Annotated in this window: 8 protein-coding genes, 3 tRNA genes, 1 other RNA gene and 2 pseudogenes; 8 read left to right on the plus strand and 6 right to left on the minus strand. The window is 43.5% G+C overall.

The features are described 5' to 3' along the window. Nucleotides 1–282: 282 nt before the first annotated feature. Nucleotides 283–1,680, plus strand: coding sequence for a type I glutamate--ammonia ligase (gene glnA, locus DU53_RS09105; protein WP_015869074.1), 1,398 nt, complete (start codon nucleotides 283–285; stop codon nucleotides 1,678–1,680). A 58-nt stretch (nucleotides 1,681–1,738) separates the two neighbouring features. Here the strand turns inward: glnA and DU53_RS13370 are convergent. From DU53_RS13370 to DU53_RS09135, 6 genes and pseudogenes are all read right to left on the minus strand, one after another. Then, a pseudogene (locus tag DU53_RS13370) lies at nucleotides 1,739–2,168 on the minus strand (peptidylprolyl isomerase). Nucleotides 2,169–2,296: 128 nt separating this feature from the next. Further along, nucleotides 2,297–3,328 (minus strand): L-Ala-D/L-Glu epimerase, encoded by a 1,032-nt coding sequence (locus DU53_RS09115; protein ID WP_015869076.1) that lies wholly within the window; start codon nucleotides 3,326–3,328, stop codon nucleotides 2,297–2,299. Nucleotides 3,329–3,359: 31 nt separating this feature from the next. Next, nucleotides 3,360–4,712: a transglutaminase-like domain-containing protein gene (locus tag DU53_RS09120; RefSeq protein ID WP_015869077.1), complete on the minus strand. Its 1,353-nt coding sequence runs from the start codon at nucleotides 4,710–4,712 to the stop codon at nucleotides 3,360–3,362. 134 nt (nucleotides 4,713–4,846) lie between these two features. Beyond that, nucleotides 4,847–4,921 (minus strand) — tRNA-Gly (locus DU53_RS09125). A 37-nt stretch (nucleotides 4,922–4,958) separates the two neighbouring features. Then, a tRNA-Leu gene (locus tag DU53_RS09130) sits at nucleotides 4,959–5,047 on the minus strand. Beyond that, nucleotides 5,048–5,123: transfer RNA gene (locus DU53_RS09135), tRNA-Lys, on the minus strand. Between the two features lie 222 nt (nucleotides 5,124–5,345). Between DU53_RS09135 and DU53_RS09140 the strand changes: the two genes are divergently transcribed. From DU53_RS09140 to DU53_RS09170, 7 genes and pseudogenes are all read left to right on the plus strand, one after another. Beyond that, nucleotides 5,346–6,131: a type III pantothenate kinase gene (locus tag DU53_RS09140; protein WP_015869078.1), complete on the plus strand. Its 786-nt coding sequence runs from the start codon at nucleotides 5,346–5,348 to the stop codon at nucleotides 6,129–6,131. Further along, on the plus strand, nucleotides 6,109–7,461 hold the full coding sequence (locus DU53_RS09145) for a radical SAM protein (protein ID WP_063728463.1): 1,353 nt from the start codon (nucleotides 6,109–6,111) through the stop codon (nucleotides 7,459–7,461). Before DU53_RS09140 ends, DU53_RS09145 begins: the two co-directional genes overlap by 23 nt. Further along, nucleotides 7,454–7,978: a 2-amino-4-hydroxy-6-hydroxymethyldihydropteridine diphosphokinase gene (gene folK / locus DU53_RS09150; RefSeq protein ID WP_015869080.1), complete on the plus strand. Its 525-nt coding sequence runs from the start codon at nucleotides 7,454–7,456 to the stop codon at nucleotides 7,976–7,978. The genes DU53_RS09145 and folK overlap by 8 nt, the downstream gene beginning before the upstream one ends. Before the next feature lie 34 nt (nucleotides 7,979–8,012). Then, the gene (locus DU53_RS09155) at nucleotides 8,013–8,516 is read left to right on the plus strand and encodes a hypothetical protein (protein WP_015869081.1); all 504 of its coding nucleotides are present in this window, start codon (nucleotides 8,013–8,015) and stop codon (nucleotides 8,514–8,516) included. Then, the gene (locus DU53_RS09160) at nucleotides 8,506–9,423 is read left to right on the plus strand and encodes a TIGR01212 family radical SAM protein (protein ID WP_063728465.1); all 918 of its coding nucleotides are present in this window, start codon (nucleotides 8,506–8,508) and stop codon (nucleotides 9,421–9,423) included. The genes DU53_RS09155 and DU53_RS09160 overlap by 11 nt, the downstream gene beginning before the upstream one ends. 25 nt (nucleotides 9,424–9,448) lie before the next feature. After that, nucleotides 9,449–9,779, plus strand: an RNA gene (gene rnpB, locus DU53_RS09165) — RNase P RNA component class A. Between the two features lie 122 nt (nucleotides 9,780–9,901). After that, nucleotides 9,902–11,532, plus strand: a pseudogene (locus DU53_RS09170) (YgiQ family radical SAM protein). The last annotated feature ends 148 nt before the right edge of the window (nucleotides 11,533–11,680 follow it).

Consider the following 11,680-nt stretch of genomic DNA (forward strand, 5'->3'; position numbering starts at 1 on the left):
TTATAACATGACAGGGCGCAATATGCTGTAACTCGAATTTGTACTAAAGACCCTCCAATTAAGTTTTACACTGATTTTCTAAGAAATTGTTTCTTGAATATTTCGCTTTTATACATTGAAAGATAGACGTTCAGGATAGCTGCGTATTAGCACGTGCCAAAGAGTTCTTTCGACCTTGAAAAAGCATATTTTACGCCTATAACGCATATTGGGTTTGAATAAAGGATGCAACAGGAATTAGAATTTTTGATGCAACCAATAAAACTTGACAGGAGGTACGGTATGAAAGACTCGTTGAGGAAATATGTTGGAAACATAGATTTTATTGATTTGAAAGTTATCGATATTATTGGAAGGGTGCGGCACGTAATTCTTCCCGGAGATCGGTTGACCGACGAGCTTTTTGAAGAAGGCGTTGGTTTTGATGCCTCCAACTTTGGTTATTCCTCTATAGAAAACAGCGATATGATAATGCTGCCGGATCCAGATACTGCCTTTGAAGATCCCTTCTTTGAGCGCAAAACCCTTTCTTTTTTCTGCGATGTTCTCAGAACAGAAGATCGCAAGCCCTTTGAACACTATCCCAGAAACGTTCTAAGAGCGACGCTTGAGAAACTGAAATCCATTGGAGCTGCAGATGCGATGCTAGGCCCGGAACTGGAATTTCACATCTTTGAAGGAATGAGTTACAGAGTTTCGGAAAATCAGGCTTATTTTAAGGTCGATGTTGCCGAAGGTTTCTGGAATAGCGGAGAGTTTTCAAATGCGAATGTTGTTGAGCGGAAGATGGGATATCATAGGTGCCCCCCTGCGGATGCCATGGCGAATTTCAGAAACGAAGCCGTTATGATTATGAATTCGATTGGAATTCCAGTTAAATACCATCATCATGAAGTGAGTTCTGCGCAACACGAAATAGAGTTTCGTTTTCAAAATGCCTTGAATAGTGCAGATTCAATAATCCTTGCCAGGTACATTCTTCAAAACCTGGCTTCCCGTTACAACCTAAAGGTTACCTTTATGCCCAAACCGCTTTTCGAGGAAGCCGGAAACGGTATGCACATTCACCAGTACCTTGTAGATGGAACAGGTAAAAACCTGTTCGCCGGTGATATTTATTGTGGACTTGGGGAAATGGCTTTACAGTACACCTCGGGGATTCTGAAACATTCGTTGACTGGAGCGCTTCTGGCCTTTACCAACCCATCGACTAACTCTTACAGAAGGCTCGTTCCAGGATTCGAAGCGCCTATATGTGCTGTTTTTGCTAAGGGGAACAGAAGCGCGGCTGTAAGAATTCCTGGTTACGTTAAAGATAAGCATAAAGCAAGGATAGAATTCAGGACGATAGACGCCAGCTGCAATCCATACTATGGAATAGCGGCCATGCTGCTTGCGGGTGTGGACGGAGTCAAACAGAAACTCGACCATAAAGAGCTTGGATTTGGTCCCATCGAAACCAATATCTACAACATGAACGACGAATATAGAAATAAGATCCGCTTCTTTCCTTCAAGTTTAGAAGAATCATTAAGAGGTCTTAAGGAAGACAATGAGTTTTTGAAACCCGGTTTTCCGGATGAGCTTATCAGGCAATGGATTTTAGTGAAGGAAGAAGAAGCGAGATATGTCAACAGCGTGCCAAGTCCCGCGGAATACCAGCTTTATTTTGACCTTTGACAAATAACAAAGCTCTGCCGGGGGATTCCCGGGCAGAGCTTTGCTGTTGTCGTTCATTTCAAACGATCTCTATGAGGTTGATTTCAAATACGAGATCTTTTCCCGCTAGTGGGTGGTTCGCATCGAGCGTTACCGCTGTTTCGTTGATGTCGGTGATGGTTACTATGAAGGTTCTGCCATCCGGTTGTCTCAACTGAAGTTGTTGACCTAACTGTGGCTCCATATCATCCGGAAAACGTGAACGTTCAAACCGTCAAAACGAGTTCATCGTATCGAGGACCATAAGCTTTTTCCGGTGGAATTTTTACTGTCTTCGATTCCCCTGTATTCATTCCTATGATCGCTTCTTCAAATCCGGGAATTACCTCTCCTTTACCGATGGTGAATTCTAACGGCTCTTTTCCAGTGGAGGAATCAAAGATCTCTCCGTCCTCGAATCTTCCGGTATAATGTACTTTTACGGTGTCGCCCTTTTTTGCTTCTGGCATAGTTTTCTCCTTTCGATATCACAATTTAATACCTGACCGCACAGGTACCTTTTCATTATACCAGCAAACTTCATAAAAGACGTAAAATTTCCAACATAAAAAATGGCGGATAAACCACCCTTTTTTATTTAACGAACAATCATCTTCGGCCCATCCTGTTTAAACTTTCCTCTAAATTGCTCTTCTTTAAGCATCAGGTGAGAATCGAGGTCATGGAATACGAAGGCTCCTGTTCCCAGCGCAAATTGAACGCTCTGATTTATTCCAACACTGGATTCACCCATACAACCTATCATCAACTGAATCTTCGCGGTATTCGCCATTTCCACGATGGCAAGGGCGTCGGAGATTCCTGACTTCATCAGCTTTATATTCACAAAATCAACGGCTTCTTCCCGTATGAGTCTCAAAACGTCGTATCTTGTTCTTGCGCTTTCGTCGGCCGCGACTGGGAAAGGTGAATTGAACCTGACCAATTTTAGCCCTTCTATACTTTCAGCCGGTACGGGTTGTTCGAATACGTCTATATCTATGCCTTTGGAATAGAGGGCCTTTGCAAACGCAATGGCTTCCTTGGGGGTATAACCCGTGTTCGCGTCTACAATGTATTTTGCTTCCTTTGTCACTTCAGCGATAGCTTCCAGCGTCTCAATATCCTTCTTCAGATTTTCCCCGACCTTTATCTTTATCACGCGGAATCCTGAATCGTATATTTCCTTCGCGTCTTTGACCATGTTTTCTATGGTATCGATGCTGACGGTTTTATCTGTTTCTATTTCGTCTTTTGCTCCGCCTAACAGTTGATGTACAGGCAACCCGCTTTCAACGCTAATGGCATCCAGAGCAGCGAATTGCACAGCAGCTTTTAAACTGGAAGCGCAGCGCAAGCCATCCATGATGTCAAAGATGCGCTTGTAATTTCTTACATCCATTCCAATAAGTTGTTCTTTAACAAAAGGCTCCAGAGACGGGAAGGTTTCAACTCGTTCTCCGTTCACCCTGTAAGATGGGGCAGCTTCTCCATAACCAACTAGACCATTGTCAAGTACTATCTGCACTTCTACATTTGTGCTGCTGGTTGAGATGTTGTTGGCGATATGAAAGGGTTTTTCATAATCGTATTCCTTTACCAAAAACTTCACATCGACTATCTTTCCCATACTCTTTCCTCCCCGAGAAATATTTTGTTTTTCAAATCTCTTCGAAAGAAAGTACCTTCATTTCATAAGTGAAAGCATCGTTGTAGATATTTTCAAGTTCTGTTTCCAGCTCTCCAACCTGATTGTCATAAGGATCTGAGCGCCAGAAATTCTTCGCAGGCTGAAAATCGGCCATAAATTTTGAATTTGCAACCATTCTGAAAGCATCGAGGTTCCCGAAATAAAACTTTGAAATCTCTTCCGGTTTATCAGTTCTTATTCCACCGAAAGACAGGTCAGCGGGAAGCCATCCGTACGGTTCTACATAGAACATCGTCCAATCGTGCGGGGAGGCGAAAATAGGGTTGGCATACCACCCGGATTGCCATCTTGCAGGGATTCCTGCTATCCTGCACATTGTTATAAAAAGTACGGCCTGAGCGCCACAATCACCTTTTAGATTGGTTGCCACGAACATGGGGATATTCTCGTAGAGAGCGTACGGATGCATGTATGAATAACGAACATTGTGCGTGATCCATTCATATATCTTTTTTGCCCTCAAATACGGATTCAATTCGTCCCCAACTATTTCTTCTGTAAGATTCTTCAGATAAGGGGTAAAAACAATGTGAGGTGGTTCTTCCAGAAGGTATTCAGAAAATTTTGGTACGAAGGACGTTTTTACTTTCTCCGGGTCTATAGAGTTGAATTGCTCTCTTATCACATACTCGAATCTCACTCGGAACTCAAGACCATCCCTGAGTTCATCTTCCATATAAATGGTACGGTGAGGAGCTTCGTTGGGTGCTATAAAATATTCACTGTGGCTTGTTTCAAGCAGCTTTGCTTCAATGACCTGAGCCTCAACTTTTGGGAAAGGCAACCAGCATCTAACTTTCTTCCCCCTTATCTTCTCCAGTTTTGGAGATACCTTTATTTCTGCCGTAACTCTGTATGTTTTCGGCTTATCTCCGGCTAACAGAGCTTCAATGCGCTTGTGTAGAATCTCACGTGCTTTTTTTAATTTTTCATTTTGTTTTACCCTGCTTTTGTATTCTTGCAAGGCGAAAACAAGGTTCTCGAAAAATCTCTCTTCGAATCTCTTTTCACCCTCAATGATGATGTAGTCCAGTATTCCCTTATCCATCAACATCATGTATTCTTCCTCGGAAAAATCCTTAATTGAGTCAAAAAGTTTTTTCTTAGCAGCTTCTTCGGTGAAGGGATAGTTTTTGATTACCCTGTCAATTCTTTCGAGTTCAAATTCAAGGCGTTTTCTGAGTAAAGATGGGAGTGATGAAGAATCCAACCTTTCTGAAATCATGTTTTTTGCTTTCTTGAAGTTTCCCAATGTTTCTTCCCGTTTCAATTCTTCGAAGAGAGGAACGACAAGAAAATTCACCGTATCACCTCCTGAGGCATGGTTCGGATACCTTACTATGTTACCACATACGTTATTGAAACCAAAAGCTTGTTGCAGATATTCAATCTGGAAGGCAAGGTATAAAAAAACAAAAGCGCCCTATTGGGCGCTTTTGGAGCGGAAGACGGGATTCGAACCCGCGACCCCCTGCTTGGCAAGCAGGTGCTCTACCGCTGAGCTACTTCCGCTTGCATAGGTTACTCAGACAAGAGTGACGACTGACGTTGGTGCGAGAGGAGGGACTTGAACCCTCACGAGCTTCTACGCTCACTGGATTCTAAGTCCAGCGCGTCTGCCAGTTCCGCCACTCTCGCTGGTGACCCGCGTGGGATTCGAACCCACGACCCCCTGATTAAAAGTCAGGTGCTCTGCCTGCTGAGCTAGCGGGTCTCCCACAGCCAAAGTCACCAGGCTGCACTGGCGAAAACATTATAGCATTCAGATTCCATATGTTCAAGGGGTGTAAATGATTAAAATAATTTGAATCGCGTATTTTCGCTTTATAACAGCGTTAGCGAGTATCATTTTCTGCAGGTGCTCAAAAATGGATTTTCCTGGAGGTGCGGTGGTAGTAAGGGCGCCGACGTGATAACATTGAACTGGAGGGATTTTATGAAGCTAGTTGCTGATGTTGGAAACACGAATACGGTGTTTGGCATATGGAACAGAGGAAAAATACTGAAAAATTGGAGAATATCTACCGGCAGGCTGGAAACGGAAGATGAGATGTACGTTGTTTTGAAACAGCTTCTTGAAGCCGGGAATGTTGATTTGAAGAGCATCGAAGATATATGCGTTGCGTCTGTTGTTCCAAGACTCAACAGTATTTTTCACTACTTTGGCAGAAAATACCTGGAACTTGATCCGGTGCTCGTTACCGCGATAGATGGAATCGGTGTGAAATGGGATGTCGATTTCCCATCCGAAATAGGCGCGGATAGGGTGGCAAACGTTATAGGGGCCCACGAGTTTTATGGTAAGGACGCCATAGTAATCGATACCGGAACAGCTATAACCGTAGATGTCCTGAAAGATGGCGCCTTCATAGGAGGAGCTATTTTACCCGGCCCTATGATGGCCATGAGAGCTTTGTTTTCAAAGACAGCTAAATTACCTGAGGTTGATTTGTTTTATGTAGAAAACCATATAGGGAAAAATACAGAAGACAATATAAGAATCGGTGTGGTAAACGGCACGTATTACGCTTTGAAGGCTATAATCTCCAAAGTAAAGGAAGAACTTGGCGATAAAATTCCCGTGATCGCAACCGGAGGTAATTCGCCAATGTTCAATATCGGAAATGGTTTTTTTGACATACTTGATTCCGATCTAACGCTAAAGGGAATCGCAGTTTTTTGCGAACGGGTGAGAAAACTTGAAAAAAATTCTGCTGGTTAACCCGTGGATAGAAGATGTTTCAGCTTATGATTACTGGCTAAAACCTGTGGGTTTACTTTATATCTCTTCTATGCTTAGATCTGCGGGGATAGAGCCTGTATTAATTGATTGTTTGTACAGACACGATCCGGATCTGGTGCGTTATTTAGGTGGAAAGATAAAGGATAGATATTACGGTACTGGTAACTTTTATCATGAAGTCATACAACCGCCGGAGTCAATGAAAAATATTCCAAGGTTGTTCAAAAGATACGGGTTACCCGAAGATCTGTTTCGAAAGAAACTGAGAGAATTAAAAGATGTTGATGCTGTTTTTGTGACCTCGATGATGACCTACTGGCATTATGGTGTCAGCGATACTATACGGGTTATAAAAGAAGAGCTTCAAGAAATTCCGGTTGTACTTGGTGGGGTTTACGCTTCTATACTGCCAGAACATGCCAAAAACCATTCCGGTGCGGATTTTGTTTCCCCGGGTACAGGTATCGTTCCCGTGAAAAGAGCCCTGCATTTTATCGGAATCGATGTGGATCTTAACGATGATTGGTTAGACGATTTAAGCCCCGATTATTCTAACTATCCAGAGTTAAACTACGTTGTTCTTATAACGAGTACAGGATGCCCTTTCAGGTGTAGTTATTGCACCAGCTGGAAATTATGGGAACGTTTTAATCAAAAATCACCCGAAAAAACCCTGGAAGAAATCGAGCATTTGAACGCGGTGTACGGGCTTTCCGATGTGGTGTTCTTTGACGATGCGATCCTGATAGGGCAAAACTTCAAGATACTACTCAAGATGATAAAGGAACGCGGTTTTAACCTTAGATTTCACCTCCCAAACGGTATACACGCTCGACTCGTTGATGAAGAACTTGCGGTATTGATGAAAGAGACCAACTTCAAAACCATAAAACTCGGTTATGAAACCGCCAATGATGAGCTTCAGTTGAAAACCGGCGGAAAGGTGAGCAATGAAGAATTTATAAAAGCCGTCAATATACTGAAAGCTGCAGGGTTTACAGCAAAGGAACTCAGCGCATACATAATAGCGAATCTACCCGGTCAAACCTTTGAGGATGTGGAAAGAGCGATTAACCATTGCGAAGAACTCGGGGTTATTCCCAATATCAATGAATACACCCCTATTCCCGGTACTCCTGAATGGCGGGAACTGGTGGATTCAAGGAGACTGCCTGCTGAAATAGATCCATTGTTGCTTGATAATTCTTTGCTTCCCTACTGGTGGGAAGAGAGTTTGAGTATCGCACAACTCAAACTGCTGAAAGAAAAAAGCTGGAGAGTAAAGGAGAGACTGTTAAGTCATGTCTGATGTTTATCTTGCATTTGGTAGTAACATTGGAGATAGATTGAGTTACATAGTGAAGAGTATCTGTTTATTGGCAGAGAGAGAAATTGAACTACTTTCCCTGTCGTCTATATATGAAACGGAGCCTTATGGTTATACTGAACAGGAGCCATTTTTGAACTGTGTTGGACTGTTTGATTTTTCCGGGACCCCGGAGGAGCTTTTGAAAAGGACTATGTCTGTCGAGAAACTGCTGGGAAGAAAGCGAGAAATGAGATGGGGACCGAGAACAATAGATATAGACATACTCCTTTTCGATAAAATAGTGTACGAAGACGAGAATTTAAAAATCCCCCACTACGATATGGAGAACCGTATTTTCGTCATCAAGCCATTGTTGGAGATTGATCCATATCTTACGAATCCTGAAACAGGGCAGCCTTATGCGGAACTCCTGGAGAAACTGGAAAAAACAGCGGATGCAAACAGAATCATGAGTGGGAATGACCTTTTCCATAAGGTAAAAGCCTTTTGCGGGTAGGTTGATCTGAGTATTCTCCATCGGAGGTGTTCTGATGAAAATTCGCGATTTAAAAAAAATCTTGTTTCTTACGTTCCTGGTGGTTTTTGTGGGATCTTGTGGAGTTACCTTTCGAGAACTCACACCTTCGAATTATGTTGGTTTCTCTATGGAAGGCTACATGGAACTTACAACAGAGGTCGTTCTTGACGGAACCCTTGATGGTTTTTCTTTGACCGATTCTGTTTTTTTGCATAAGCGGCTTGCAAAAGGGACAAATGTTGTTGAGATATACGTCATACATTTTGAGAAAGTCTCTGATGCTACCAGCTTCTGGTACAGTTGGGGAAGAGAAAATTTCAGCACCTTAAGAACGGCGTTGAGTGCCATTCCCTTAGTCTATGGAGAGCTCAAAGGTGAGGTTTTTAACGAATATATTTACGCGTGGTTTAACGGCAAATGGGTCTATATATTCAGAGGTACCGAAAATTCAGTGAAAGAAACCGCCAGAAAGTTCAAATCCTTTATGAAGGAGTTGAAACGTTCAATTGAATCATAAACCTTACAGGCACCTGAAAGGTTATCTCAAAGAACGTTATGGTGAAGTGGTTTATAGAATACCGATAGTTGCCGGTTTTACCTGTCCCAACAAAGACGGAACCAAGGGACGGGGCGGTTGTATTTATTGCGATCCAACCGGCAGCGGTTTCAGCGTTGACGGTCAGAAGAGTATAAGGGAGCAGATGTTAGAAAGAATAGAAAAGCTGCGTGCAAAAGGTGTAAAAAAATACATGGCATATTTCCAGGCGAACTCCAACACCTACGCACCCGTCAAAAAATTGAAAGAATTATACGATTCAGCCATCTCTGACGACATAGTAATCCTTGACGTATCGACACGTCCCGATCTCGCAAGCGAAGAGACCTTAGAATTACTTGAGAGCTATAAAGAAAAACTCGACGTTATAATAGAATTTGGTTTACAAACAGCGAATTTCTGGACTCTGAAAAAACTAAATCGTGGTCATACCCTCGCAGAATTCATAGATGCCGTAATCAGAGCTAAAAAACATGGTCTTGAAGTGGTAGCCCATGTTATCGTAAACTTGCCATGGGATACCATGACAGACGTAATAGAAACCGCTAAGATTCTGTCGGCGTTGAGCGTTGACGGAGTAAAGATACATTCTCTCTACGTGGTTGAAGGCACTGCACTCGGAAAAATGTACAAAAAAGGGCTCATTCAGATATGCGATTTACATGAATACATAGAAAGGGTTATCACCTTTTTGGAGTTTCTGGATCCGGAGATTGTGATTCACAGGCTTGTTGCGGATCCGCCAAAAGAAGGAACACTCTTTGCAAATTGGGGTCTTCCCAAGATAGAGATAATAAATAGAATCGAGAAGAAGATGAAAGAGGAAAACAGACGTCAGGGAGGAAGATTTAACTACCTTAACAGATAATGGTTATAATTAAAGTGTTGACTGGAGAGTGAGGCGGGTGGTCGCGGCGTTAGCCGAGGAAAGTCCGGACTCCTTGGGCGAGGATGCTGGGTAACACCCAGGGGGAGTGATCCCCGGTAAGGGCCATAGAGAAGAAGACCGCCGTTAAGGCAAGGGTGGAACGGTGGGGTAAGAGCCCACCAGGTCCGGGGTGACCCGGATGCTTGGCAACCCCCATCCGGAGCAAGTCCAAGCAGAGAGGGTTTGAGGTCGCCCACCGAATCCCTCTCGGGTAGGACGCTTGAGGGGTACGGCAACGTACCTCCCAGATAGATGACCACCTAAAACAGAATCCGGCTTACGGCCTCACTCTCCAGTTTTATTTTAGAAACAGCCGAGGTTGCTTCCTGAAATAAGCACTCACCTTTTGCGCTGAGTTCGACGATTGCAGAAGGAGGTAAATCCCGTAATGCAGCATATACCTATGACACGGGAAGAAATGAAGGCACGAGGCTGGGATCAGCTCGATGTCATACTGATAACCGGTGATGCATATGTAGATCATCCTTCCTTTGGTGTAGCAATTATAGCAAGAGTACTTGAAGCTAAAGGGTTTAAAGTCGGAGTCATCTCACAACCCGATTGGAAAAACCCTGAAGAGATAACCAAATTAGGAAAACCGAAGCTTTTCTTTGGCATCACAGCAGGCAATGTGGATTCGCTGGTGGCGAATTACACAGCATCAAGAAAGAAGAGAAAAAAGATGATTATACATCCGGTGGTTTCGGTGGTAAAAGGCCGGACAGAGCCACAATCGTCTATTCCAACCTTGTCCGCAGCGTGTTCAAAGATGTTCCTATCATTCTTGGTGGAATAGAAGCGAGCTTGAGAAGGTTTGCCCATTACGATTGGTGGTCTAATCGCGTTAGAAAGTCCGTGCTCGTCGATTCCAAAGCTGATCTGATTGCTTATGGAATGGCTGAAAAAAGCATAATAAAAATAGCTGAAAAACTCAGAGATACCGGAGAAATACCTAAAGATATTCCGGGAACCGTTTACTGGAGTTCAAAAAAAACAGAATCGGGAATCGAACTTCCTTCATATGATAAGGTATCCTCTGATCGATACGCCTATCTTCAGGCCTTTAAGATCCTGTATCGCGAAACCGATCCTGTGAATGGAAGAGTGATATATCAAAGGCAGGATACCCGGTACGTTATCCAAAACCCTCCGGTACTTTCTACCACGGAAGAACTTGACTGGGTCTATTCGCTTCCATACACACGCAAGGTTCATCCCCACTGTCTAAAGAAAGGCCACGTGAAAGCGCTGGAAACCGTTAAGTTTTCAATCACCAGCCATCGAGGATGTTACGGAGAATGCAATTTCTGTGCCCTCACGCTGCACCAGGGCAAATACATCGTAAGCAGAAGCGAAAAATCGATAATCAAAGAGGCCAGGCGGCTCACAAAAAACCCGGATTTCAAAGGAGTTATAACTGATGTGGGTGGCCCAACCGCAAACATATATGGTTATGACTGTGAAAAAAAGCATAAACATGGCGCGTGTAAAGACAAACGTTGCCTACTTCCTCATGTGTGTCCTGCATTGAAGGTTGACCATTCCCGGTACTTGAACCTACTCAGAAAACTCAGGAATCTGAAGGGTGTAAAACACGTGTTCGTGTCTTCTGGAATAAGATACGACCTGATCCTTGCGGACAAAAAACACGGCAGAGAATTTTTGAGAGAATTGGTTCTGTATCACGTTTCTGGACAGTTGAAGATTGCTCCGGAACATATCTCCACGAGGGTTCTCCGACTTATGGGAAAACCGGGAAAAGATGTTTTAGACCGCTTCATAAAAGAGTTTGAAAGAGTGAAGGGAAACAAGAAAATCTATCTAATCGGGTACTTCATCGCGGCGCACCCCGGTTCAACCGTTGAGGATATGAAAAAGCTAAAAAGGTACGCAATAAGGAAAATGGGATATAAACCTCAACAGGTTCAAATCTTCACGCCGACTCCTGCTACCCTATCCACAGCAATGTATTACACGGAACTCGACCCTGAAACCGGTGAAAACATATTCGTTGAAAAAACGAAAAAAGAAGGAAATTGCAGAAGATGATGGTAGTGGGAGTAAAAGATCGATAACCGAGAGTCGAGAACCGGTAGCCGCTGCGCGGCCCTCCGAATCCCTTCGGGATTGTTACGACCGGCTGCGCCAGTGTTACGAACTCCGCAGGAGTTCGTAACAACCGCTTGCGGTTCGTGTC

This window comes from Kosmotoga sp. DU53, assembly GCF_001639905.1.
GTDB lineage: Bacteria > Thermotogota > Thermotogae > Petrotogales > Kosmotogaceae > Kosmotoga > Kosmotoga olearia.

Excerpts from the sequence above, each read along its gene's own strand:
- DU53_RS09140 (WP_015869078.1), top strand. The coding sequence starts at position 5,346 with ATGAAGCTAGTTGCTGATGTTGGAAACACGAATACGGTGTTTGGCATA.
- DU53_RS09155 (WP_015869081.1), top strand. The coding sequence starts at position 8,013 with ATGAAAATTCGCGATTTAAAAAAAATCTTGTTTCTTACGTTCCTGGTG.
- glnA (WP_015869074.1), top strand. The coding sequence starts at position 283 with ATGAAAGACTCGTTGAGGAAATATGTTGGAAACATAGATTTTATTGAT.
- folK (WP_015869080.1), top strand. The coding sequence starts at position 7,454 with ATGTCTGATGTTTATCTTGCATTTGGTAGTAACATTGGAGATAGATTG.
- DU53_RS09115 (WP_015869076.1), bottom strand. The coding sequence starts at position 3,328 with ATGGGAAAGATAGTCGATGTGAAGTTTTTGGTAAAGGAATACGATTAT.